Raw genomic sequence first — 25,801 nt, forward strand, 5'->3', positions numbered from 1 at the left:
AGTTAAGCCACAAATATACTATCCTGACAGTTGATTTCAAATTCAGCAGGAGACTTCCAGCCATTGCTAGAGTGACTACCCAGACAGCGCTTCTTTCACTACGCTATCCAATACGTCTTTAGGAATTATGATAGGTTCATCGTGAACTTCATCAGTGGGTGACAAAGTATCCAAGCTATCTTAACGATCGTTGAGAGCGGCAGCTTCTGCTTATATATCTTTCTCCAATCAGTGTTTTGGCAATACCGCAGCCATAAGCAAGCGTGCCGATATTGAAATGCTGAAAAATGAGTCGATTCTGTTTGAAACCTGTTGACCTGTGCCTTGCAGAACATGGACAGAGAAGCTGAGCTTCTTACAGGAGAGACAGGACTGAAAGCCTATGAAGCGATCGCCCCGATTGCAGTCCTCCCAGAAGGCGCACTAAAAAATATAAGTAAGCTATCTAGCCAGCCCATCTAAGTAGTCAGACCACTCCTGCATCATTTTATGACGCTCCTCTAAGTACTCAGCACGGTTGTAAGCGTCCCGAACCTTATTTGCCTCACCGTGGGCCAATTGACGCTCTATGACGTCTGGCATGTACTTTAATTCCTCATTTAGACGGGTACTCGCGGTTGTCCTAAACCCGTGGCAGCACATTTCATCCTTCGCGTACCCCATACTACGTAAGGATTTATTTATAGTGTTCTCGCTTAATATCCCTTTCTTGCTACGATCACTGTGAAAAATATACTTATTATGACCTGTTACAAGATGGGTTTTCTTTAATATGTCTATGACTTGTGTGGAGAGCGGGACAATGTGAGGCCTCGGAGCTTTCATTTTATGAGCTGGAATTTGCCATTCTCTTGCTTCCCAATCAATTTCTGACCACTCGGCACTACGTAATTCCCCAGAGCGTACAAAGGTATACGGAATAAATTTTAATGCCTGGGCAACACTGAAAGTACCTTTGAAATTATTTATCTTCCGCAAAAGTTTCTTAATCTCGGCAGGTTTCGTTATAGCAGGAAAGTGTTTAACACGTTTTGATGCGGGAATGAGTAACGCTTTGGTATCGCTTGCAGGGTTACTCAATTCTGGATTTGATACGCGGGCATAGTTAAAAATATGTACACAAGTTAAATTAACTCGCTTGGCTGTCTCGTGCAGATTCATGGCTTCCAAACGCTCAAGAATCACAACCATATCTTTATTCGTTATTTCAAAAATGGATTTATCGGCTATGAAAGGGAATACATGATTCACAAGTCTGCCGTATATGGTCTGCCTGTCTTTTTTGTTTGCCAGAGTTAAGGATTTTTTCGCAAACCATTTATCTGCAATAACTTTAAAACTATAACTGCCGTCCACCTTCGCCTTCTGCTCTTGTCGCTCTCGGGATGGGTCTACCCCTTTCGCTAGAGACTGGCGCATCTCAAACACTCGATTGCGAGCATCTTTTAGATTTACTTCTGGATACAATCCTAAAGAAATCATTTTTGCTTTGCGATTAAATTGATAGCGGAGCCGCCACCTTTTAGACCCGTTAGGAGTAACTTCTAAACAAAGACCGTTGTTGTCGGAGATTCGGTATAGCTTCTTCTTGGGCTTGGATGATTCAATTTGTTTTATAGTTAAAGGCATTTAAGAGTCCATACTTTAAAAGTTGAGTAACGTTTTAGCCAAAAAACTGGTTACTCAAACTCTTACTCAATAAAAAGGTCTGTATCAACCTACCGCATGAAATCTCGTGAAACCTAGAAAACAAAAAAGCCCTGCTATTGCAGGGCTTTCGCCACTCTATGCTATCGAGTGGAATTATTAACTGGCGGAGAGGGAGGGATTCGAACCCCCGGAGGGCTCGCACCCTCAATAGTTTTCAAGACTACCGCGTTCAACCGGACTCTGCCACCTCTCCAAAACGTGAGAAAAGAATTTTCCCGAACTTGCCTCGGATGTCAATCTTTTTTTAAAAATAATCCATGAAAATTTGTGATCTTAACTCGTAGACTACTATCAGACTTTAGGCTGAACGTTACAGAGTAGCATTCCTAGCCCCAAATATTCGCCCTGCATCCCTTTTTAGAGATATATACCCTTACCCTTGAGTTCTGCGCCGTATGTCTTCAGTTCTGTTTTGGAACGCATGCCGAGCTTCCTCATAAAGTTGGAACGATGCTTTTCTACTGTCTTGATACTAATAACCAAAAGGTCGGCGATTTCCCGATTCTTATACCCGGCAAGGACTTGTTTTAAAACTTCTCGCTCGCGCCCTGTCAGGGAATCCAGACTTTCACAACTGTTCTTTCTTTCCTTTTGCAAGAAGCCCTTGGCAACTTCAGCTGAAATATCCGGCGCAAGATAAACCTTGCCTTCCATGACCGTTTCAATTGCCATTACCAGTTCCTTACTGGATGACGTTTTGAGCACGTACCCACTGGCCCCTGCATCGAGGGCAGAAAAGATATGATCAGATTCAACATGAGCGGTTAAAGCCAAAAACTTTGTCTTACCTTCCCCGGAGAGTTCCTGAATAGCCTGTACTCCACTTTTAACAGGCATAGACAGATCCATAAGCGCCACATCCGGATTCAAACGCCTACAAAGGCGCACTGCCTCCTCACCATTCTCGGCCGTACCGAGTACACTGATTCCCGGTTGAGACTTAAGTATTGTCTTCAACCCTTCCCTGACCAGCGCATGATCATCAGCAATAATAACTTTTACCAAATTTAGCATTAAGCACCTGAAAAGAATAAATAAGTAAAAACAAAAGCCACAACAATTGAGATTCATTCTTAGCAGGAAAGCATAACTAATAGCAACCAATACCCGCATTCAAATGATTTACGCATTCAACTCTACATAAGCAAAAAGGCAGCTGGATTACTCCAGCTGCCTTCAAACTTTCATGTGGCGGAGAGGCGGGGATTTGAACCCCGGATAGAGTTTTAAGCCCTATACTCGCTTAGCAGGCGAGCGCCTTCAGCCGTGCTCGGCCACCTCTCCGTATATGTGGTGAAGAAGCGTAATCCGCTTCACTCACTCAGGAAGCGTTGTAATATCTCCGCCCCTCTTGATTGTCAACAACAATTTCTACTTTTCTACAATTATTTATGAACTATGTCTTCTTTCTTTCTAAAAGTTGAGCGGAAGACGACGTTAAGCGGTGCATTCTTCACATTCAGAAGCTTTCTGAGTCTGTTTTCCAGAAAACGATGGTAAGTAGGCTTGATCAGCTTCTCGTCGTTAATGAAGAAAATAAAGGTTGGCGGCTCTTCGTCCGCCTGAGTGATATACTTAAACTTAGCCCTTCTTCGTTTCACGACAGGAGGCTGATGCTTCTCTACGATATCTTTCATTATCCGGTTCAACTGTCCGGTGGAGATACGGATGGCACATTCTTTTTTCAGCCGACTGGCAAGAGCCAGAATCCCGCCCAGACCGGACTTGGAAATACAAGAAGTATAAACAACAGGGACGTGATGCGCCATGCGCAGTGCACGTTCAAAACCTTCACGTAGTGCGGTCCGTTCCTGCTTAGAAACAAGGTCGACCTTGTTTACGGTGATAATAAAAGGAATAGCTTCGCGCAGCAGATACTCAAGCAGACGCTTGTCCTGCTTGGTGATCCCGGCAATCGCGTCCACGACCATGATGGTGATATCAGCCTTGCTACTGCTCCTCAACGCACGGACAACACTGAACCGCTCAATAGTATCGGTGATGTTTGTCCGGCGGCGCACCCCGGCGGTATCTACAAAAGTATAAACCTTACCGCCGCTTTCAAAAGTAACGTCCACGCTGTCACGGGTGGTTCCGGCGATATCAGAGACAATTACCCGCTGCTCCCCGGTCAAAGCATTGACCATGGAAGACTTCCCTGCGTTAGGACGACCAAGCATGGCAATCTTGAGGCCTTTGGCTTCCTCGTCTTCCTCGTCTTCGGGTTCAATCCCGGTGGCAAGGGCCATGTCAGCTACTTTTTCACGCAGTTCAAGAAGATTGAACCCGTGTTCTGCGGAGACAGGCAGGATCTCAAAGCCGAGACAATGAAAATCAGCAGTACCCGGGGCTTCAAGCTCCGAACCATCAATCTTGTTGACCAGCAGTAAAATAGGCTTGTTGCTCTGACGGATATATGCGGCAACCTGCTCATCAAGCGGGGTAAGTCCGGTCCGGCCGTCAACAACAAGAATAAGGGCATGGGCTTCTTCAATGGCCTCGCGGGCCTGCTCAAAGATATCACCCTGGAATTCTTCTGAATCATTATCACTTTCCATGACCAGACCGCCGGTATCGATCAAGGCGTACTGTACACCATTGAAATTACCTTCAGCGTAAATACGGTCACGGGTAATGCCGGGCATATCATGGGTGATTGCCCTTTTCTTTCTCAATAACCTGTTGAATAATGTGGACTTTCCTACATTAGGACGTCCGATAAGTGCAATAGTTGGCAGCATGGCTGGCCTCCGAAAAAATATGAGCATGCGGTCCGCTGGAATTCCAGTCTCCGTGAACAGCACTATATATCAAAAAAAGCGGGAAGACATCCGCTTCCCGCTAATAAAATCTTCTTAAAGGAGTCCTATGTCACAAGGTGTGGGGGCTGTAAAGAGTTTATTGGGGGTTATTAGTAGCCGTATAAAAAAACGCAGTATCTTTCGACACTGCGTTTTTATTTTTTACAACAAATTTAATCGCGCTACAGGCGAAGCCCTAATAAAAAGTTTTGGAAGCCTTAAACCCTTTTCCTAAAAGGGTTTAAGGCCGTCGGCAGACCCGCCAAAGGCTACTCTTTTTCAAAAAGCTTCTTAATAGCCTCAATGTAAGGAGGTCTCAGCACGCCCTTTTCGGTGATGATCCCGGCGATGAGTTCGTTGGGAGTTGGATCGAAAGCGAAGTTGAAAACTTCCACGCCCTCAGGGGTGATGCGGTGATCGCCCACGTGGGTAACTTCGGTGGGGGTGCGGTCTTCGATGGGAACATCATCACCGGTGGGAGTTTCGGGATCGATGGTGTAAACCGGAGCGGCAACATAGAACGGAATACCGAACTCACGGGCCAGCAGAGCTACGCCGTAGGTTCCGATCTTATTCACAGCATCACCGTTGGCGGTAACACGGTCCGCGCCCACAACAACCTTCTGGACCAGACCTTTTTTCATGAGCAGTGCACAGGCGTTATCACAGGCAACCTTTACCGGGATGCCATCACGATGCAGCTCGTATGCGGTGAGACGTGCGCCCTGAAGAAAAGGACGGGTTTCATTGGCAATAACGGAGACCTTCTTGCCCTGATCAACCGCGCCGCGCACAACACCCAGTGCGGTACCATAACCGGCGGTAGCCAGTGCCCCTGCATTGCAGTGGGTCATGATGGTGTCACCGTCATCCATGAGCGCGCCACCGAACTTGCCGATGTCTTCGCACATGCGGATATCATCCACGTGAATTTCCTTGGCACGCTTCAGCCAGATAGCGCAGAGCTCATCAAGTGAAACATCCCCTGCTTCTTTCCAGATACGTCTCATTTCACGCACAGCCCAGCGCAGGTTTACTGCGGTAGGACGGGCATTTTCAATCTTATCAAGGTTCTTTTCCAGATCGGCTTTCCAGTCCGCACTTCCGGCAACTTCACGACCAGCAAGGTAGCAACCGTAAGCAGCAGTCACGCCGATAGCAGGCGCACCGCGCACAACCATGACTATGAGTGCTTCAACAATATCGTCAGTGGTCTTGCAGTCGAACCAATCCTCGCGGGTGGGCAGGTAACGCTGGTCCAGCAGTACGAGGGCGTCTTTCTCAGAGGAAAACTGAATATGTTCGGTCATCTACTATCTCTCTTTAGTTATGAAAGTTTTTCGGAAATCATCTTGCTGACCATACCGGGGTTGGCCTTACCCTTGGTCTCACGCATGATCTGGCCCATGAAGAAACTCATCAGCTTTTTCTTGCCGCCCTTAAAAGCTTCAACCTCATCCGGGTTGTCAGCCAGAACTTTGTCGACCACAGCTTCAAGGGAGGAGCTGTCGGAAATCTGAACCAGCCCTTTGTCTTTGACGTACTTTTCAGGATCAAGACCTTCGGTGAAGACATCGCTGAAAATGTCCTTACCGATCTTGATGCTGATCACATCTTTATCAACAAGCTGGATCAGCTTAGCCATCATTTCCGGTTTAAACTTACAGCCAGCCACGGTCATTTCGGACTGGTGAAGTTCACGTAAGAAGTCGCCCTTGATCCAGTTGACCACCTTCTTGGGAGCATCATGGGTCTCAAGAACAGCTTCAAAGTAATCAGCCACATCTTTTTCCGAGCTGACCAGTTCCGCATCATCTTCGCTCAGCTCCATGTCATCAATGAAACGGGCTTTACGTTCTGCGGGCAGTTCAGGAAGAGAAGCCTGCCACTCGGCCATCCATTCATCAGCGATAACCAGCGGCACGAGATCCGGGTCCGGGAAATAACGATAATCGTGTGCTTCTTCCTTGCCGCGCATGGAATGGGTGGTACCCTTGTCCGCGTCATAAAGACGGGTTTCCTGAACAACTTTCTCGCCATCCTCGATGAGGTCGATCTGACGGGCCACTTCGTAACGGATGGCTTTGTGAATGTTGCGGAAAGAGTTGAGGTTCTTAACTTCCGCACGGGTGCCGAATTCTTCCTGACCGACAGGGCGAACAGAAATGTTTGCATCACAGCGGAAGGAGCCTTCTTCAAGGTTACCATCACAAATGCCGAGGTAAAGCAGGATGGAACGTAGCCCTTTAAGATAGGCCACAGCTTCATTTGCACTGCGCATATCCGGTTCGCTGACAATTTCGATAAGCGGCACGCCAGTACGGTTCAGATCTACAAAACTCGCATTTTCAGCTACGGAGTGAATATTTTTACCAGCATCTTCTTCCATATGGATACGGGTAATACCGATGCGCTTGGACTCTTGTTCGCCGTCCGCATTTTCAAAAACAATGTCCTGATGACCGTGCTCACAGATAGGCAGGTCGAACTGGGAAATCTGATACCCTTTGGGCAGGTCGGGGTAGAAATAGTTCTTACGGGCGAAGATGGATTTCTGGTTCACGGTGCAGTTGGTTGCCAGCCCCATCTTAGCGGCGTATTCCATGACCTTCTCGTTAAGAACCGGAAGCACACCGGGCATACCGGAGCAAACTTCACAAACGTTCTCATTAGGGTCTTTACCGAACTCGGTGGAACAACCACAAAAAATCTTGGTTTTAGTCTTAAGCTGGGCGTGAACCTCAAGCCCGATTACTGTTTCAAACTGAGTCATTATATATAAGCTCCTTAAATTTTGATCTATCTTCTCAAAGCAGATTTACTGATCAATAAGTATACAGGCACGTGAGTCTTCAGGTGATGCGCCGGATATTTAAAATCGTTCCCGGTCCCGATGTAGTAGTCGAGCCGCGCCCCTTTGATTGCCTTCCCGGTATCCTGAGCCAAACCGACACCGTTAACCCTGCGTGACGGCCGACCTTTCTTCGGATAAATATCCGTGCGGAATCCCACAATAGAACCAAGCGGAATCAACTGGGGGTCTGTGGCAAGGCTGACCATTGATTTCAATGATTTGCCGATAGCGGCCTGCGGCTGTCCGCGGGTCACCTTAAAAAAGATATAGCTCTCGTTCTTGGCCATCAACTCCCACATCTGATTGGGATGCTTGAGCAGCCATGCTTTAATCTTTTCACGGGAAAGCTGGCTCTTTTTGAGCACTCCGCTATGAAGCATTATGCTGCCCAGTCCCTTGAAAGACCTGCCGTTACTACCGCTGAAAACTGCGGTCCGCAACCGTCCGTCAGGAAGCCGTAAAACACCGCCCCCCTGCACATGCATATAAAACAAGTCCACGGGGTCCTTGAACCAAGCAACTTCAAGTCCCCGCCCTGCGAGAACCTTGTTCACGTCGATAGCCCGGCGGGAATGATACGGAAGTATCTTTCCGTTTTCAACCCGGTAAGCCTTACGCAACTGTTCCGACCACGGATGAGTCTGCCCCGGACGGGCTTTACGCAAATCTGGAGGAAGTCTGTAAATCGGGTATTTGTATGGCCCTTTTTTGGTCAGACTGGCCTCAATAACCGGAGTGTAATAACCGGTCATTTCCGCACCGGACTGGAGTTCATACCAGACAAAATACTTGCCAAGCAACTCCGGGTTTCTGTCCAGACGGGGCAGTAATCTTTCAAGATCTTCCAGTGACTTACGTAGCTGTCCCCAAGTGAGTCTGAGTTCCTTGCGCCTGAGCGCCAATCCCCCGGAAGGGTTTCGCTGCACGTATTCAATGGACTTACGAATCTGAGGTCCCAGATCACGCCATGTGCGCATGCTCTGACTTTTTATGGATAACCTGCGTGCAGCCAAGACCGAGGACTGCTCCGGCAGCTTTGCATAACGAACCGGACCGGAAATAAATTTCCCGCTGGCCTTCTTGCTTTTCCAGACCTTGGTTTTAGTGCGCTGAGAGACAACTTTCTTTTTAGGAAAAGAGCTGATCTTAGTAGCACACCCGCAAAGAAGGACTGAAAACAGGCAAAACACCACCAGCAATCTAATGATAGAAATATTTTTTTTCATTTTGATTTATGGTTCGATAACCACGTCGCTAAATCTTCCGACTCCGTATTCACGCCGTCTCAAAAATTTCTCAGAACCGGGACCGATGATCTGCAATTCGCGGTGACGTTTCTGTACATCCTGCGCAATATGCATTTCCTTGGTACATCCGGTGGAGTAAGTGGAATCCTTACCTGCCCAGACCGGAGGTACTTTTTCGCCCATAAGCTCGAAACTCTTCTCGATATCAGCATAGGTCTGGAAACGCCAGATGGTAATAAAACCGCTGCGCTGCACCTTTTCCCACATAAACATGAGATCGTCGGCATCCATTCCTTCTTCAAAATGCTCAGCCGGATTGATGATGTAAGTATCAGCAAGCCTGTCACGCAGGTGGCCTACAAAAGTATTCAAAACCTTGATTGCCGTATCCACCTGACCGGGGATACTGCCAACGACGGCACTGTAAAACATAACAGCTTTGCGCTCACTGCGGGCCTGCTGCATCTCGGCAATGATCTCATTGGCCTTGGCGGAAATTCCCGCTTCGGTGAATTTATGAACTTTGGGCGACTTGGCCTTAAGTTCAAGTTTAAATTCACCTTCAAGATTGCGGTAAAAGCAAATAATATCACGGGTGAAAAGATTGCTGTTGCCGATGAGCCTGCGCCTGTTCCCCCACCCTTTAGCAATAATCAGGTCGGACTCTTTCCATGCCCGGGCAAAGGTCACGCTACACCGGATCAGGTTCAGCCGCTCCCTTGTGCCGTCGGAGATGACCACAAACGGATTCTCCCGCAGACTGGACAGCAAGTCATTTTTGGAAATACGCTCTTCAGAAATAAACAGTGCATCTTTAAGGGCTTCAGCTAACTGGTGGTTGCTCTCACGATCCCAAAATGTAGGTGAATCAAACCAGAACCCTTCCTTCAATGCCAAAATAACGCTGTGTCCCTGACGCAGCAAAGATTTGATCATCAGCAGATCGGCCATCAAGCCCCCGGTTTCATCCGGGATAAAAAGAATCTTCAGGCCGCCTTCGTTGCCGTGAAAGGCTTCGCGTACCGGGGTAAAATCAGCTTTATCCCGCGAATACATCTTTGAATAAAGTTTGTAATCTTCAGCGAATAAAGCCTGACTCCACTGATCCGGTAAACTGGAAAGACGAAAAACACGTTCCAGCTCGATCATGTCCAGCTCGAAACGCATATCAGCAAGATTTTTGCAGTCCGGCACAGGATATGGGCAGGACTCCATAGCATGTTTAAAAAAATCACTCTCCACAAAAGCCTTACCCCGGCTGAAGAGCAACTCCTTACGATTACGGTAAGGGTCGTCCAGACCGCTGCGGGAAAGAAAAATAGTAATCATGTTCTTGAGCAAACGCAGAGGAATCATGATGGATGAATCAAGTGCCTGCTTGAATTTGTGGCGGCAGAGATTGAGAATCAACCTGCGCTGATAACGGTCGGCAACATGATTCTTGACCAGCTTGACCAAAGACCGCCAGACAAAAACATAGACATCAAGCAGGTCCGACTCCAGCCCCGGAGTGACCAGCCTGTTGAACTGCCAGTCCGAACAGGGAGCAAAAACCTGATTCTCATCAAGGGCAACCATGAAGCGCAACTGCTCAGGAGAAGCATTCTTAACCGGATCAATAATGCTTTCCAGATGGTTGGCGGTCATAAAATGGAGAAGCCAGGCGTCAAAAACCGGATCTTCACCGTACTTGAGATCTTTAATAGATGTAAAATCAGGCAGGATGCTCACTGATGGGTTACTCCGTAAGAAAGCCTTTGCTTCTCAATTTTTCAAAAAAAGTATTACTGCGGATACGAGCCAGGGTAAGCTCTTTCTTATGCCGGGAAACAATAACCCGGTAACCCTGACTAAGCGGATAAGGAACACGCCCGTCCTCGGTGAGGTAGACATCACCGGAGGTTTCCCCGATATCGATGGTCAACGGGGTGTCCACAGGCAGAACCATAGGCCTGATGCCATTGAGAAAAGGACAGACCGGGGTCACACACATGGCCGCAAGCTCAGGATGCACCAACGGACCTCCTGCGGAAACGTTATATGCAGTAGACCCGGTGGGAGTGGAAACAATAAGCCCGTCCGCACGAAGATTCCTGATCCATTGGCCCTTCTGACCTATATCAAGGGAGATTATCCGGGCCACAGCACCACGGGAAATAACCAGATCATTAATGGCTACCCCACGGGCTACAATGCCGTTTCCGCGCTGGACTTCATAGTCAAAGGCGGTTCGTGGAGAAATATCCAGTTCATTACTGAAAAATCTTTCCAACGCAGTTTCCCAATCTTCCGGCAGGACCTCGGCAAGAAATCCCACCCGACCATGGTTGATACCCAGCACCGGTACTTCCCAATCAAGAACATTACCTGCAACACTGATAAATGTGCCGTCTCCGCCCAGAACGAGAACCAGCATGGTATTTTCCCGATATGCGGAAACATTGATCCGGGCCGGAGGATAAGGGTGCTCGACAATATCGGAGTCCACACCGCGCAAGCTGAGCCAGCGCGCAATTTCTCCACCCAATTCAGCCGCGGAGCCTCCCCCGGACTTGGTAACAATTAAAATAGAACCTTGACTATCTGACATAGACAACTCTCCTATTAGAAAGAGGCCCAAGATTCAACTGTTTGCTGCTTTTTTAAAAAAACAAAGAAAATAATCAGCCTCACTATACTTTTTTTGGGACAAATTTTAAGCTTATTTCTCCATCCAGGCATAACTACCTGAAAAATGTATCAATTTATTTTCATTTTTTTTGTTAAATAACCCTAAAGAATATATTGAAACCAGCCGATACAGGGTATGAGGAGGATTATGTATCGTGGCTCACTACCCTGCTGAAATACGAAATATGCTGCGCACCTATGGAAAGCAGCTGACCAGCGCCAAACGACTGGCCCGATTCAGGCGTGCCCTGAAAAGGTCCGAGTCTCCTGACACGGTCACTATTTCGAGACAGGCAAGGCGTCGCGAACTGATCGAAAAAGTTTCTCGGGAAATTATCGAAAATCTCATCGTCTCGGGTAATGAAAATCCAGTAGTGTCCGATATACTAGAACAGCTGGAGCTTGATTTTGGTGATCGCTTTGTTTTCGAGTACCCGCTCGATGGCAGCGATGTACAAGTTCTAAAAGAGACCCCGGAAGGTGTTTTTGATTTGCCGCGCGAGGAAAAAGCGCAGGTCATGAACCGTCTCTGGGAAATCACGCTGGACAAGGTAGATCGGACCATGCTCTGATACGAGCCGTTCGACATAACCTCAAACTATTGTAAATTTGGTAACCCCGGAGGGGATTATGAAGATTAACCAGTATAGCCAGACCCCTCTCAAGGCCTACTCTGACAACCGGGCAAAGGACATTGCAGGTAAGCCCCAGAGCCAGCAGCAAAGTTCAGCCGCCACCCGTGACGTGGTTAATGTTTCGTCACAGGCGAAGCTTCTCGGCACAGCACGTCAAGCTGCCACCGAAAGCCCGGACACCAGAGAACAAAAGGTAAGAGAGCTGAGAGAGCAGGTTCGCTCAGGTACATACAAGCCGGATATTCGCAAGACGGCCATGAACCTCGTGCGCGACGAAGTTGATTTCTTAAGATAACAAAAACGGTGAAACCCGCTTAAGGATTCCACCGTCTTAGTGACTAAATATATGGGAGTTTTCCCGCACGCTGTCCCGGCAACGCCTGAAGTTTCAAACACATCAAATTAAAATTATTAATTTGACACCCCGAAACTACGAAGGATCAATCGTTAGCCGGGCGGAAGTGTGTCGGGTACTTGGAGTCTACCTGCGGAATCTGCATGCCGCGTCTTGCCTCAGAGTTGATGACAATGGGACCACCCAGATTAAGAGTAGTCTCAGTAGGTCTTCCCGGAGGAATGGTAACTGTAACCAGCACTGCAAGCTGGCGGACATTTTCCACTCTTAAAATTCTCTTCTCCGCTTCATTTAAACGAACTTCATAATCGTCCATGAAACTGTAGGGATCAGCCACCAGCAGCCCAAGACCCGGATCTTCGAGACTCTGCAACAGGAGAAAGGGAGAATCCTCGCTAAGTTGAATCAAAGCGAAATCCCTTTTATCGTCAAAGCCGATCAATCCACGGGAAAAGTAGATGATACCTTCCTCGGTAATCTCTCTTTCCCCGATACGGGTCCTGATTATTTTTTGTCTTTCTTTTGCCATAACTCGGTCGCAGCAAGAAGGTCCTGCTCTGTGTTTTCAAGCGCCAAACGGTTCTGTTCTTTAATCTTGAGGTAAACCTCTTCCCTATAGACAGTAGTTTCAGCCGGTATTTCAAGCCCTAGCTTAACCTGTCGGCCTTGCACGCTTAATACCGTAATCTTTATGTTGTCATCCAGGTAAAGGGCTTCCCCCGGTCTCCGGGTCAAAATAAGCATATAAATATGTGTGTAAATAATCCTTTGGATCGTTTCTGCTTTAATTGAAAACATCCGCCACCATGGAAAATATTTTCAGCACTGGGTAAGTAGTAGCGCAAGACAGGGGTTGCGGGCAAGCACAACTATCTACATTTAAATAAATTTCTTAAACATAATTGAGCAGGTTCATCTTCATGATCATGGAGGAACTCTTAAGCACAGCCTCGTATACAATCTGCTGCTGGGAAAGCCTGGTCATGAGTTCACCCACATCCACATCCTCAATGTGCGAGATACGTTCCTTTTCGTTCAGTTCAAGACTTGAAAGAACCTGATCCGCAACCGCAAGCCTGTTCTCCCTGCCACCGACATCGGCAGCCTTGGTCAATACGTGCTTATGGGATAAATTCAAACTATCAAGACACTCCTGTACGCCGCTCTGGTTGTTGGTTTCCAGAAAGGCCACAAGATTCCCCATGGTTTCAAGCAGGTTCTGAGTGGGCGAATTGCCATCACCCGTGAGCGTACTGTTGTTGTTAAAAACAACACTGGCTCCGGTTGCGCCGGGCTGCTGATAAACACCGCCAAAAATATCCTTACCAACATCGTTGATGCGCACAAATTCATTTTCCTGAATCTGCACATCCATCGCCGCAGTATCAGGATGAACGAGAAACTGCGCCCCTGATCCCAGAGCATTTGAGCCACCATTAGAGTGGATAGTCAAAGTTCCGCCGGGAATGGTTAATACTGCATTGGAAGTAACCCCGTCAGCAGGCTTAACATTACCGCCAACCCAGTTAACCCCACCATCAAGACTGTAGGAATACTCTATCTGGCTGGCCAGATCAGTGGTATTATCAATACGGACAACCACATCTTTAGTAAAAGCACCTTCAGCCTGATTCAAAGGACCGTTCAGGGTGGTATTCAACCCGACAACATTAGTTTGATCTGCATCATCACCCATGTACTGGGCTGTGGGACGAACCCACATCCAGGTACCGGAAGAATCGTTGGTATTGTCAGCCGCGTTGGCAACAACCGGAATATTGACCGCAGGAGTACCGAGGTCGAAATCCATGTCCACACCATCGAAATCAAGTGAAGTAGCACCGGCAGCCAGAGTCTTGGTGGTAAAAGTCTTTCCACCGTCCTTGGAATAGCGGTAATCAAGATCTGCACCGCCACCAATATCACCGGAGTCAAGAAACTGCACCACTATAGTCTTGTCCGCACTTCCGGTAATGGAGAAATTACGCGAAGAAACATTGGCGTCGTTGGTGGTCATCCAAAGCTTCTCAACAAAGGCATTGTCTTCCACCTTGTGCCCGGCATAAATACTCTTGCCTTCATATTCGGTATTGGCAAGAGACACCAACTGCTGAAAAAGCTGACGAGCTTCGTAACTGATCTGCTCCCTGTTGTCAGCAGTGATGGTTCCTGACGCACCCTGCTCTGCCAATCCCTTGACGCGGGTGATAATAGTAGAAACCTGAGTAAGAGTGGAATCGGAAAGAGAAAGCCAACCCTTGGCAGTATCGACATTATCCCGGTACTGCTTGACTGTAGCCAATGTCTCACGATGGTCAAGAATACGGGCCATGCCCACAGGATCATCAGAAGGCTTGTTAACCTTCTTCTGGGTCTGTGCCTGAATATTAGTCTCCACCAGATCGGTCAAAGACGTATTCATATTGGACACATATGTGTTGAAAAGCATTTGCTGTGATACTCTCATAGCCTTTCTCCCTCAGCCTTTAAAAACCTTAGTTCTTCATCCCAAGCAGGGTCTGAAGCATCTGGTCAGCGGTTGTGATCAGTTTTGCAGCTGCTGTGTATGAATGCTGGAACTTGATCAGATTACTCATCTCTTCATCAATATTGACACCCGATACAGCCTGCTGCTTGTCGTCAAGATCAGATGCGAGTGTTTCCTGAAAATTTTTATTAAACTTAGCAGTTCCGGTATCTGCGCCGACAACTGCTACCGTACCGTCGTAGTATTCAACCAGAGTCTGCTTGGTGGTGCCGTCAAATGAAGTAGTGATATCCAGATCGGTCATCCCCATTTGCTTCATCTTGAGAGCATTGGTGTTGTCACCTTCATTGGCCTCACCAGCACCGTTAACATGCCCGGCATTAATGAAATCAATATCTCCGTTAACCCCGCCGTTAACCGATATATCCAAAGCATCCGAGCCACTGAAATAAGTGTTCAAGCCAAGAGCCGCAGCCAGACCAGAAGTATCGGTCCCCATCTGGAAATTATATCCATCTCGAGCAGTAATGTGCAGCTTATGGTTCACTATGGAAGCATCCACATAGGTACCGAAAGTATCATCGATGGCATCCCGGACATCCTCAATAGAATGTGTAGCCGGATCAAAAGGCTGCACCCCGGCAGTACCGGAATCAAAATCGATTGGCCCGGAAGTTTCCATGGCCCCGGTAGTGGAGTTGTAGAAATACATCATGCAGTTACCGGACTGAAGTCTGTCAGCGAAAGGTAAACCGGATGTCCCGCCACCAAGAGCCGCGCTGTCAGTAGTCACTCCGTAAGTTCCTTCCAAAGAAGTATGGGCTTTGAGTCCGGCACCCTGTGAGTGGATACGGTTGGTCTGCCAGACGAGTTCATTGGTCAGGGCATCCATGCGTTCCTTGTATCTACCCACTGCGTTGTCCCGAAAGTTGAAATATCCGGCCAGCGAACCACCGGTAACCCTTCTGGTATTGTCCTGCCCTGCGAAGTTAATCTGCGGAGTGATGTTCTCTTTGGTGGAGGTATTCTCAACCCAGTACAAAGCGCTCTTGGGCACGATGTTAAACTTGTCACCCACAGACATATCGTTAGCAGGCGTAACAGAAGCGTCCGAACCGGTTCCGAACCAGATTTTAAGATCGTCGACCTGAAGGGCTCCGGTCTCAGGACTGGCAGTAAAAGTTTTTACGGTACCATCGTCGTTTTTAAGCCATGTGGTTCCGCCATCAAGGGAAACCCTATACTCAGCAGGGGTTGCACCGCCGACGCCACCCGCAGTGACACATTCCAGAGTGTATTCAAACTCGCTGGAGCCATCGAAGTAGGCCTTACCGTCAAAATTGGAAGCCGGGGTCAGGTTATTCTGACTCTGCGGTCCATCATAGGAGAGACTGAAGTGCTTATCACCGTCCACCAGAGTCTGTCCTGCACCGGTGGTGATGGTGACATCGCCCCTTCCGTTATCGATCATCTTGGTATCCATGATCTCGGAAAGATTACGGATCAAAGTGGCCCTTTCGTCATAAAGGGCATTAGGATTGTTCTGCCCGTCAACCTGCTCCACATTGATGCGCTGGTTGATCTCGGCAATGCGAGTCATAATATCATTAGCCTTGCTCACATCCTGCTTGATGTAATCCTCAACCTGCTGCTGATAGCGGGTCATGTCGCTCTGCATGGAGTGCAGAGAATTGACAAGGTTAGTGGTATCACTGAGCAACTGCTGGCGGGAAGCAGCATCGTTAGGACGCTGGCTGAGTTCCTGCCAGTCATTGAAAAATTTGGTTATGCTTGAGTTAAGGCCGTATCCCTTTGATTCATTAAAAAGGGATTCAACACTGCTCAAGGTGTTCTGAAGAGTATCCCAACGTTCACGCTTGGTAGCTTTGTCATTGTAACTATTTTCTACGAACTGGTCGAAGTTGCGGTAGATTTCAGCAGCGCGGACACCGGTACCGATCTGGCCCGGATTATAGTTAATGCTGACCCCTTCCTCAAGGCGCACATTACGACGGGAGTAACCTTTAGTGTTAACATTGGAAATGTTATCACCGGTTACAGCAATCGCCGACTGTGAGGCAAAAAGGGCCCCTGTGCCCAGATTCAGAAGAGAGTTAACACCGGGCATTACAGCCTCCCGTTAATTAATGAAGCCTGAGGCTTGGGATTAGAATAACGACCACGTGCAGAGTAAACATTCTTTTCCTTGGGAGTGATTTCCTTGTGCAGAAAATCCAGCATGGAAGAAGACTGTTCAAGCAGGGCCTGAGCAAGCTGATGATTCTTGGTGGCCTGCATGCCGCACTTTTGTTCATATTCATCGATTTTAGCGAGCAGTTTTTCAATATCCTTACGCTGCCCGTCCTCGATAGCGGGAAGAATCTGACCGAGCCGCTGAGCGGAAGGGTCAAATTTTTGGACAAAAGCTCTCATGGACATGCGCTCTGCGGAAATTTGTCTCATAAGTTCCTGAATTACCAGTTCTACTCCGGTAACTCCGTGCGGATCTTTGCTCATAAGTAAGGAAAATTCTTCCTGAAGAAGCATAGATAGCAACAAGACCGCTTTCGACTGCCTGTCAAGATTTGCCTGTATAAGCTTGATCATTTCCCTCTCCTCCCTACTTAACAACCTGATATTTATTAAATTTTATATTTCTCAAAGATTTCTTAACAAAACCTTGATTATATACCAGCAAGTTTCTTGCCAATTTCTTCAGCCGTTACACCCTGCACATAAACTTTTGTGTCGTGCTCCTGCTCAATCTTACGAGCCAACTCTTCAATCTTAGCCATGGCCTCGGTCCTGCTCATGGGCTTGGAAGCAGTGGAAGTAGAAGCGGAACCTGCTGGATTCTCACGGGCAACCTTACGCTCGACTCGTTGCCCAAAACTGAAATCTTCATCTTCAAGTGAGATTCCGGGTTTGGGCAAGGGAATTCCGGGCATGCCATCTTTCCCATTATTAACGGCAGCCAGATGAGTGCCATGAACGGAACCCTGACGCCCTACTTCATCAAGAGTCTTAAGTGCAGTGGAGTTGCCTGTACCACGCAAGGTAGATTTGCTGGCATTTTCAAGCTTGGCGCGTAACTGATCGTAAAGCATGTCACCCAATCCGATGCCGCCGCCTTCAGCCAGCTTCTCGGAAAAATCTTTATCGAACATGGCAGTATACTGCTGTTCATAACGATTACTCAGATAACCGCTCTTGGGTACGTTCTTACGCATCTGCTGCCAGATCTTACCCATAAAGACTGCTTCGAATTTCTTACACGCATCACGCAGGGACTTTTCCTGATCTTCCCCACCTGAAAGACGGTCATTCAGGGAGTTAAGCTTACGCTTGAATCCCTGTAGTTCCTTGCTTTCAGCTTTGGCCTGTGCATTGGCTGTATTCATTGTGCTGTCTATCATCTAAAACTACCTCCAGTTCATACGCGGCCTGAGTCCTGACGACTGCCACAACCGCTTTCTCTCCAATTTTGCAAATAGCGTACCGTCCTGAACAGACCTTTGAAAACTCTTGCTTAACGCCCGCTTTCACGAATATTTTTTTTCTATGAGAAGCCGCCTCCATCATGCCAAGTCAGGACTTTGACTGGTCCGCTATAAATTAAATCTGTTCCAAGCAAAGAAGCCCGGCAGGTTAATGCCGGGCTTCTTCATGATTTAAAAACTGTTGTAAGTTGAAAGAGGTATCTACCCTAGATTACCTCAAGCTCTGCATGCAATGCTCCGGCTACCTTCATTGTTCTCAGAATCGAGATGAGGTCACGCGGAGTTGCACCGATGGCATTGAGTCCGTCGACCAGTTCCTGCAAGGTTGCGCCTTCGACAAGCATTAACTTGTTGTTATCTTCCTCAACCTGAAGATCGGTTTCGGGAGAAGCCACAGTCTCAGCATTTTCAGGAGCAAAGGGTCCGGGCTGACTTACGTCCACGCTTTCTGCAATGACAACCTGCAAATTACCGTGAGCAATGGCGACCTTACTCAAGCGCACGTTGCGACCAAGAACCACAGTTCCTGTTTTCTCATCAACCACAACCTTAGCCTTGGAGTCAGGAGCAATTTCAATATTCTCAAGAGAGGCCATGAGCGGAACCATATTACCTCGGAAATGCTCAGGAATAGCCAGGTCAACTGTGGAAGCATCCACTGCACTGGCATAAGAACCACCGACCACATTATTAATTCTCTTCACAACCTGCATGGTAGTTCCGAAATCAGAAATACCGAGATTAATGGTTATTTTTTGCTGACGATTAAAATCAAAAGGAACAGAACGTTCGATGGTGGCACCGGAAGGAATACGCGCCACGGTAACCACGTTCTTGGATGCACTGGCAGCTTCGCCGCCTGCTGAGAAACCACCAACAGTAAGCGCGCCCTGAGCAAGAGCATAAACCTTACCGTCAATACCTTTAAGGGGAGTCATCAGCAGTACGCCGCCAAACAGGGACTTACTGTCACCAATAGATGAGACAGTAACATCAAGTGGTGCACCGGGCCGGGCAGAAACAGGCATCTTGGCGGTAACCATAACTGCGGCAACGTTCTTCGGCTTGATGGAAGCACGGTCAACCTGAACACCCATTTTTTCCAGCATGTTGATCATGGAAGTAATTGTGAATGCGGAGTTGGTTCCGTCACCTGTTCCCGAAAGACCGACAACCAAACCGTAACCGACCAGATCGTTGTCACGGACGCCGCTGAAAGATGAAATATCTTTCAGCCTGACCGCTTCAGCGGGCTGCGCGCTCATGAGTACGATGAACAAAAGCAATGCGGCTGCCGCAAGCCCTGCTGTTGTGCTGTTCATCCTGTTAACGAATTTCATCCTTTCCTCCATTAATCGAGTGACTCTTATAAAACCTTATAGATACCTTGCCCAATAATTAGAAGGGCCAGACATTATCAAGAATTCTGGAAAGCCATCCGGGTCTCTGCTTGTCAGCAAGAATGCCGCGCCCGTAGACTTCGATGTGTGCATCAGCAAGATAACTTGATGCCACGGTGTTGCTGGGACCGATATCACGATGACGGAGTAGGCCGCGTACGACCAGCACCTGTGTTTCATCGTTAATACGAACCTGACGTGCCCCTTCAACTTGCATCACATTACCGGGAAGAACCCTGACCACCCTGCAAGCAACAGAAGCTGTTAGGGTCGATTCATTCTTGGTTTCACCGGTACTTTTAAATTTGTTGGACTGTGCGGAACCGATAAGCGGTGTATTCCCGGCACCACCTTTCATATTGAAAGGATCAACTGCAGTAGCAAGACCGGCACTAAAACTGGATACGCTCAGATCCGTAGTATTCTCTTTTTCAGCCTTTGAATTCGAAGTATGCTTACCCTTGCTGGTTTCAGTAACAGTGACAACTACGATATCGCCGATCCGGCGCGCCCTGTTGTCATCAAAAAGATATTCGGAATCAGTAGACGCAAAAAGAGAACCGGGATTGTTCATGGGTTCCGGTTCGTACTGGACAGGCGGAGTCATAACCGGCATGGGGGTCGGTGCCTGCTTGGCAGGAGAACACCCAGCGCATACGGCTGAAAGAAGCATAATTGCCAGCATTGATTTTTTCATTTTATTCATTCCTCCGCTTAATTACTTAACCTGAACAGTCTGGGCATTGACAACTGTCGCAACCACTTTACGCTTACTTTGCAAATTGCGTACCGTGATAGTCTGACCAACACCGCCGTCTTCAAGGGCTTCCACCGGAACAGTAAGCTTCAGATGCTTACTTCTAAACAAAAGAGTGACCTTATCACCCCTTGCGATAACGGGTGCGGGTTCAATGGATGAACGCATGATGGGCTGCCCGGTCCCTATGGGAATCTTAATGCGCCACGGCCCGCCCTTTCCATCCCAGACCCGATTGCCCAGATGAGCCATATTCTTACTCTTCCAAGTAATTAAATCAGGGGTCACAATCTCTTTCCGGTTCAGAGGACGAATCGGACAGGGTACAGGCTTCCAGATATCCACGAAAACCGAACCGGATAATTGCCGTAACACCCGTCCGTCCACACTGACCACCTCCATCCTGAAACCATTACTACCCGGCTTAAGGGCCCGGGGGATCTGGACCCTCAAACTATCCATGGAATCATTGAAAAAGAGGTGGGTAGGAATTTTGAATTCTCTGAACTTCTGGTCACCACCCAAAGCTGCTGCCTGAGGAGTCAAGACTTTGACAACCGCCCTTTTAAGCTGCTCTTGAGTCATGACCTTGCCGCCGGTCTGCATGGTCAAAGTAGCGGGAATAATACAATTACCGACCAATTCACCAAGATAATGCTGCAAGATAACCCTGAGCTTACTGCGATTCACTGTGACCGGCTTACGTCCTCTGACAGGAGCATTCCACAGCTCAACCTGTGAAAGGTCAGCCTTGGTCTGCGCCGGGAGGTCGCCGTAAAATTCGGCAACATCGCCAAGCACCACTCTCGGACCTTTGACTACGGCGGCAGACTTAATCTTGATCCGCCAGTTGGTGTTCTGCTTTGTGGCCGAAGCCGGAGCAGCAGCAAAAACAGCCACTCCTGCCACAACAACAAACATCAGCGCAAACCTGCGAACCATATTTATAAAATCTGCCTTAGTCATGATAAACCGTCCTGTCAGCTACTTGCTATCGTTTCACGTTAATGGCGGTCTGAAGCATGGAATCTGAAGTGGTAATGGCTTTGGAGTTAGTCTCATAAGCCCTCTGCCCGACAATAAGTCCGACCATTTCATCAACCAGTTCAACGTTGGAGCCTTCAAGGTAACCCTGAGCAAGAGTACCGAAACGGTCATCACCGGGAGTTCCTTCTACTGGAGCACCAGAAGCTTCGGTTTCCAGATAAAGGTTTTTACCTGCGGCATTGAGCCCGGCTTCGTTGATAAAGTCATAAATGGGAATATCAACAGCAGCCAGTTCTATACCGTTTTTATCCAGAGCGGCGAAATGGCCGTTTTCAGAAATAACCACGTTCACGGCTTCCGGCGGAACGATAAACTCAGGCTGCAAGGCATAACCATTGGAAGTGACCACGCGGCCTTCATTGTCGAGTTTGAATGCACCGGCACGGGTGTATGCCTCTTCGCCGTTACGGTCGATGCGGAAAAAACCCTGTCCTTCAATAGCGACATCAAGGGGGTTCCCGGTACTTTCAAAAGATCCCTGACTGAAGAATTTGTGAATGCTGACCTCTTTTACACCCATACCAATCTGCATACCTGTGGGTAGCTTGTTGCCGCCTTGAGTTTCAGAACCGGCAATTCTCATGGTCTGGTACATGAGGTCTTCGAACTCCACCCTGCTTTTTTTGAACCCCTGAGTGTTCACGTTGGCAAGGTTGTTGGAAAGAACATCGATGTGAGACTGCTGGGCAACCATACCTGTGGCCGCGGTCCAGAGTGAGCGCATCATAATTGTATCCCCCTATTTTAATTTATTACATCATTGCACGACCAACCTGCTGGATAACCTTCTGGTCAAGCTGGTCGGTGGTGGTAATCATTTTCTGGTACATTTCAAAGCTGCGCTGACACTCGATCATCGCAACCATTTCATTAACGACTTCAACATTGGATTTCTCAATGTAGCCCTGCACAACCTCGCCTTCAGCGGGAACTTCGTCCCCTTCATTCACAAAAAGGTTTTCCCCGTTCTTCTTAAGTTCGCGGTAATCTGCGGGCTGTACAAAATCGAGCTTGGCAACTTCCTGGCCGTCAGCGTAAATCACACCTTCCCCGTCAATCACCACATTGGAACGTGGCGGAAGGTTGACTTCCCCACCGTTAGCCATGATCGGGTAGCCCTGTTCGGTTATAAGGGTTCCTTCAGGAGTAAGAGTAAAGGCACCGCTTCTAGTAAGATAGGTTCCGTCGCCCTTCTGGACCTTGAAAAAACCATCACCACGGATGGCGAGATCCAGAGGATTCTCGGTTTTCTGAAAAGAACCCTGAGACATGTCGATCACTTCTTCGGAAAGTCTGGGACGGGCCATGATTTTTGCTTCCGGCAATAGGTCTTTATCCCTGAGATAAGTTTTGGCATCAGCCACATTGTCATGGGCGAACCTGATAAACGTGTCCTGAAAAGCACAGTTGTCACGTTTAAAGCCGGTAGTATTGACGTTCGCCAAATTATTGGCGCTAATATCAATCCTATGTTCGTTGGACATGGCCCCAAAAAGGGCACTGAAAATACTGGATCGCATGTCTTTTCTCCTGAAAGAGGATTTACTCCGCATTAGTTGCTGCTTCTATCAATGCAAAGTGCAGGCCAAAAAAACATAGAGACAAAAAAATCCCGGCCAAGCAAAAAGCTTGACCGGGACATATTCAATTATATCGGTATGTGAGACTATGCGGTGTGATGCACCACGACCCCCACCCTGAGTTCAGGGACGATGCCCTGAGTTACGTCGGGAGAAACATACCCTATGGTGGCATCCTCAACCTCAAAAGCAACAGTTGCATCAAGACTACGTATTCCCTGCGTAGCCGGAGTTATTTCCACATGACCGGCCGGACCGGGAACAGTTGAGCCTGCCGGACCGGCACTAAAGGTCGCCGCCGGAGCAGCTTGTACGTGCCCTGCGGGGCCTGCAACGATATTGTCAGTAAGTACCGGCATTTTCTTTATCCTGTTTATATGTTCCTTATAGTTTAATGATAAGCTCGGAACGTGATAAGTCAAATCTACCTGCATGAACAAGCAAAGTCAAAACCTACAGGACTTGCGAGTGTTATAATATAATGATATTCATTTACGGTCCCGTAATCGAAGCCAGTTCCAAATCGTTTTCCCTTTCCCCTTCGCAAACACTCATTCAGCACTTGACATTGAATCTGGTTACGCCTAAGTTGCTGAACTCGGTGCGGGTGTATCTCAGTGTTCCCAACGGGTATACATCTTGACTTTATGAAGTTTCAGGCGAGCCTCATACATTCGCATCAAGCCTCAATTTGCAACCTTTCGTTGGGTTAAGATGCTGAGGTGGGCCTTTTTCGGGTCCACTTTTTTTTATTTTGTCCGCCTGAAAACTTGAAACACGGGGTAAGTCGTGGAACAGGGCTCATTAGCCAAAAAAGTAAGCCAGTTCGTGGAGCCTACCATTGAATCAATGGGGCTGACCCTCTGGGGCGTGGAAGTGACTTCCGCCAACCGCCCTGCTGTTATCATTTATATTGACAGCGAAAAAGGCGTAAGCATTGAACAGTGCGCAGAAGTAAGCAGGGACGTAGGTCTCATGCTTGAAGCCGAAGAAGTAATCGACAGCGCATACGTTCTTGAAGTTTCCTCTCCCGGACTGGAAAGAAAATTTTTCAAACCGGAGCAGATGTCCGCTTACATCGGTAAGAAAATGGACATCGCCCTCGTATTTTCTATTGAAGGCCGTAAAAAGTTCAAAGGACTTCTTCAGGAAACTAACGAGGAAGGGCTCCTGCTCAAGCTGGAAGATCAGGAAGATCCCATCAAAATAGAATGGGATAGAATAAAGAAAGCAAAACTCATCCACGAGTTTAAATAAATTAATAAGGCAGTCATTCGGCTAGCCGGCACAAATTATGTGCCATGGAAATTGTGCCGAAGCGGAGGAGCGATATGGGTTCTGAACTCAAAAAAGCGATTGACCAGATCAGCAAGGACCGTGGGATCGACAGAGACCTGCTCATCGATACCCTTGAAGAAGCGGTACGTTCTTCAGTGGCCCGCAAATATGGCGACGCCATGGATATCGAAGTCAACTTCAATGAAGATGCCGGTGAAATCGAAGTATACCAGTTCAAGGTAGTTGCCGAGGAAGTTGAAGACGAGATCAGCGAGATCACCCTCGAGGAAGCAAAGGCACATGATCCCAACGTGCAGCTTGACGACGAAATGGGCTTCAAGCTCAAAATCGAAGATTTGGGCAGAATAGCCGCTCAGTCAGCCAAGCAGGTCATCATCCAGCGTATGCGTGATGCGGAACAGGAAATCATCTACGATGAATTCAAAAACCGCATGCATGAAATCGTCAGCGGCATCATTCAGCGTCGTGACCGTACCGGTTGGATCATCAACCTCGGCCGCACCGAAGCTGTCCTGCCCAAGGGCGAGCAGATTCCCCGTGAAAGATACAAACGTGGCGACCGGGTTCAGGCATTCATCATTGATGTCCAGAAAGAATCCCGTGGTCCACAGATCACAGTATCCCGCTCCCACCCCGAGTACATGACTTCACTTTTTAAAAGGGAAGTACCTGAAGTGGATGACGCAACCGTCAAAATCATGGGCGTTGCCCGTGATCCGGGACTGCGCGCCAAAGTGGCAGTTAACTCCCTTGACCGTGATGTCGATCCTGTCGGCGCATGCGTCGGTATCCGCGGTTCCCGCATCCAGAACATTGTTCAGGAACTGCGCGGCGAACGCATTGATATCGTTGTCTGGAGTCAGGATATAGCCATGTACGCCCAGAACGCACTTTCCCCTGCGGTCATCACCAGAATCGCAGTGGATGAAGACGAGAAGACCCTTGAAGTGGTTGTTCCCGACGATCAGCTGACTGTTGCAATCGGACGCAAAGGGCAGAACGTAAAACTCGCTTCAAGGCTGCTGGGTTGGAAAATAGACGTATTTACTGAAAGCCGCTACGGCGAAATAAACGCCGCAAGCAAGGGCCTTGACCAGCTGGCAAGTGTTGCCGAAATTCCGGTGGACAACTTTTTCTCCGCCGGTTTCGAAACCGTAAGTCAGGTAGCCAACGCTTCCGAGGAAATTCTCCTGTCTATTTCCGGCATGACTTCCTCTAAAGTTTCCGACATGAAGTCCGCAATCATGCTGCTGGGTATCGGCGATCTTGAAGATGAAGAAATTGAAGAGATTGAAGAAATAGAAACCGAAGCTCCTGTAGAAACAGAAGAGTCGGTAGAAGAACCTGAAACCGAAACTTCTGCACAAGTGGAAGAACAGGTTGAAGATTCTGTCAACGAAGAGTCTGAAACTCAGACTTCAGAAAATGAATAATACACTCCGGGGGAAACCCCGGAGA

The 25,801-nt window shown here is 48.1% G+C and carries 24 protein-coding genes and 2 tRNA genes; 4 read left to right on the forward strand and 22 right to left on the reverse strand.

The features are described from left to right. Positions 1-441: 441 nt before the first annotated feature. The 10 genes from D0S45_02740 to D0S45_02785 all read right to left on the reverse strand — a co-directional run bounded on the left by D0S45_02740 (position 442) and on the right by D0S45_02785 (position 11,202). Positions 442-1,629 (reverse strand): DUF4102 domain-containing protein, encoded by a 1,188-nt coding sequence (locus tag D0S45_02740; GenBank protein ID TIH19114.1) that lies wholly within the window; start codon positions 1,627-1,629, stop codon positions 442-444. 182 nt (positions 1,630-1,811) lie between these two features. Beyond that, a tRNA-Ser gene (locus D0S45_02745) sits at positions 1,812-1,903 on the reverse strand. A 164-nt stretch (positions 1,904-2,067) separates the two neighbouring features. Continuing rightward, positions 2,068-2,724 (reverse strand): DNA-binding response regulator, encoded by a 657-nt coding sequence (locus D0S45_02750; GenBank protein ID TIH19115.1) that lies wholly within the window; start codon positions 2,722-2,724, stop codon positions 2,068-2,070. Positions 2,725-2,899: 175 nt separating this feature from the next. After that, positions 2,900-2,994: transfer RNA gene (locus tag D0S45_02755), tRNA-Ser, on the reverse strand. Between the two features lie 101 nt (positions 2,995-3,095). Next, positions 3,096-4,451, reverse strand: coding sequence for a ribosome biogenesis GTPase Der (locus tag D0S45_02760; GenBank protein TIH19116.1), 1,356 nt, complete (start codon positions 4,449-4,451; stop codon positions 3,096-3,098). Between the two features lie 329 nt (positions 4,452-4,780). Next, complete coding sequence (gene mtnA, locus D0S45_02765) at positions 4,781-5,821, reverse strand: S-methyl-5-thioribose-1-phosphate isomerase (GenBank protein ID TIH19117.1); 1,041 nt, start codon at positions 5,819-5,821, stop codon at positions 4,781-4,783. A 17-nt stretch (positions 5,822-5,838) separates the two neighbouring features. Next, positions 5,839-7,284, reverse strand: a complete 1,446-nt coding sequence (gene gatB / locus D0S45_02770; protein TIH19118.1) for an Asp-tRNA(Asn)/Glu-tRNA(Gln) amidotransferase subunit GatB — start codon at positions 7,282-7,284, stop codon at positions 5,839-5,841. Positions 7,285-7,310: 26 nt separating this feature from the next. Continuing rightward, positions 7,311-8,591: a murein transglycosylase gene (locus tag D0S45_02775; GenBank protein TIH19119.1), complete on the reverse strand. Its 1,281-nt coding sequence runs from the start codon at positions 8,589-8,591 to the stop codon at positions 7,311-7,313. A 6-nt stretch (positions 8,592-8,597) separates the two neighbouring features. After that, complete coding sequence (locus D0S45_02780) at positions 8,598-10,343, reverse strand: DUF89 family protein (protein TIH19120.1); 1,746 nt, start codon at positions 10,341-10,343, stop codon at positions 8,598-8,600. A gap of 7 nt (positions 10,344-10,350) precedes the next feature. Further along, positions 10,351-11,202, reverse strand: a complete 852-nt coding sequence (locus tag D0S45_02785; protein TIH19121.1) for an NAD(+)/NADH kinase — start codon at positions 11,200-11,202, stop codon at positions 10,351-10,353. Between the two features lie 235 nt (positions 11,203-11,437). Between D0S45_02785 and D0S45_02790 the strand changes: the two genes are divergently transcribed. Together D0S45_02790 and flgM are read left to right on the forward strand one after the other, a co-directional pair. Next, positions 11,438-11,854 (forward strand): hypothetical protein, encoded by a 417-nt coding sequence (locus D0S45_02790; protein ID TIH19122.1) that lies wholly within the window; start codon positions 11,438-11,440, stop codon positions 11,852-11,854. Positions 11,855-11,912: 58 nt separating this feature from the next. Next, the gene (gene flgM / locus D0S45_02795) at positions 11,913-12,212 is read left to right on the forward strand and encodes a flagellar biosynthesis anti-sigma factor FlgM (protein ID TIH19123.1); all 300 of its coding nucleotides are present in this window, start codon (positions 11,913-11,915) and stop codon (positions 12,210-12,212) included. A gap of 145 nt (positions 12,213-12,357) precedes the next feature. Here the strand turns inward: flgM and fliW are convergent, their stop codons facing one another. The 12 genes from fliW to D0S45_02855 form a co-directional block, all read right to left on the reverse strand. Then, positions 12,358-12,801 carry a flagellar assembly protein FliW gene (fliW, locus tag D0S45_02800; GenBank protein TIH19124.1) on the reverse strand — a complete coding sequence of 148 codons (444 nt, stop codon included), beginning with the start codon at positions 12,799-12,801 and terminating at the stop codon, positions 12,358-12,360. Then, positions 12,777-13,016: a carbon storage regulator gene (csrA, locus tag D0S45_02805; protein TIH19368.1), complete on the reverse strand. Its 240-nt coding sequence runs from the start codon at positions 13,014-13,016 to the stop codon at positions 12,777-12,779. Before csrA ends, fliW begins: the two co-directional genes overlap by 25 nt. A gap of 148 nt (positions 13,017-13,164) precedes the next feature. Then, entirely contained in the window at positions 13,165-14,739 is a 1,575-nt protein-coding gene (gene flgL, locus D0S45_02810) for a flagellar hook-associated protein 3 (GenBank protein TIH19125.1), read from the reverse strand. Positions 14,740-14,767: 28 nt separating this feature from the next. After that, positions 14,768-16,888 (reverse strand): flagellar hook-associated protein FlgK, encoded by a 2,121-nt coding sequence (gene flgK, locus D0S45_02815; protein ID TIH19126.1) that lies wholly within the window; start codon positions 16,886-16,888, stop codon positions 14,768-14,770. Next, complete coding sequence (locus D0S45_02820; protein ID TIH19127.1) at positions 16,888-17,367, reverse strand: flagellar protein FlgN; 480 nt, start codon at positions 17,365-17,367, stop codon at positions 16,888-16,890. Before D0S45_02820 ends, flgK begins: the two co-directional genes overlap by 1 nt. A 77-nt stretch (positions 17,368-17,444) precedes the next feature. Further along, positions 17,445-18,176, reverse strand: a complete 732-nt coding sequence (locus tag D0S45_02825) for a metalloendopeptidase (protein TIH19128.1) — start codon at positions 18,174-18,176, stop codon at positions 17,445-17,447. A 290-nt stretch (positions 18,177-18,466) separates the two neighbouring features. Next, a complete protein-coding gene (locus D0S45_02830) occupies positions 18,467-19,600 on the reverse strand; it encodes a flagellar basal body P-ring protein FlgI (GenBank protein ID TIH19129.1) in 1,134 nt (377 codons plus the stop codon). Between the two features lie 58 nt (positions 19,601-19,658). Next, positions 19,659-20,357 (reverse strand): flagellar basal body L-ring protein, encoded by a 699-nt coding sequence (gene flgH / locus D0S45_02835; GenBank protein TIH19130.1) that lies wholly within the window; start codon positions 20,355-20,357, stop codon positions 19,659-19,661. Positions 20,358-20,378: 21 nt separating this feature from the next. Beyond that, on the reverse strand, positions 20,379-21,383 hold the full coding sequence (flgA, locus tag D0S45_02840) for a flagella basal body P-ring formation protein FlgA (protein TIH19131.1): 1,005 nt from the start codon (positions 21,381-21,383) through the stop codon (positions 20,379-20,381). Positions 21,384-21,408: 25 nt separating this feature from the next. Further along, positions 21,409-22,191, reverse strand: coding sequence for a flagellar basal-body rod protein FlgG (flgG, locus tag D0S45_02845; GenBank protein ID TIH19132.1), 783 nt, complete (start codon positions 22,189-22,191; stop codon positions 21,409-21,411). A 25-nt stretch (positions 22,192-22,216) separates the two neighbouring features. Next, the gene (flgF, locus tag D0S45_02850) at positions 22,217-22,984 is read right to left on the reverse strand and encodes a flagellar basal-body rod protein FlgF (protein ID TIH19133.1); all 768 of its coding nucleotides are present in this window, start codon (positions 22,982-22,984) and stop codon (positions 22,217-22,219) included. Positions 22,985-23,130: 146 nt separating this feature from the next. Beyond that, on the reverse strand, positions 23,131-23,403 hold the full coding sequence (locus D0S45_02855; GenBank protein TIH19134.1) for a hypothetical protein: 273 nt from the start codon (positions 23,401-23,403) through the stop codon (positions 23,131-23,133). Between the two features lie 430 nt (positions 23,404-23,833). Between D0S45_02855 and D0S45_02860 the strand changes: the two genes are divergently transcribed. Next, positions 23,834-24,301 (forward strand): ribosome maturation factor RimP, encoded by a 468-nt coding sequence (locus D0S45_02860; GenBank protein TIH19135.1) that lies wholly within the window; start codon positions 23,834-23,836, stop codon positions 24,299-24,301. Positions 24,302-24,375: 74 nt separating this feature from the next. Further along, positions 24,376-25,776 carry a transcription termination/antitermination protein NusA gene (gene nusA / locus D0S45_02865; GenBank protein TIH19136.1) on the forward strand — a complete coding sequence of 467 codons (1,401 nt, stop codon included), beginning with the start codon at positions 24,376-24,378 and terminating at the stop codon, positions 25,774-25,776. Positions 25,777-25,801 lie beyond the last annotated feature (25 nt).

The sequence above is a fragment of the Marinifilum sp. JC120 genome (assembly GCA_004923195.1).
GTDB lineage: Bacteria > Desulfobacterota > Desulfovibrionia > Desulfovibrionales > Desulfovibrionaceae > Maridesulfovibrio.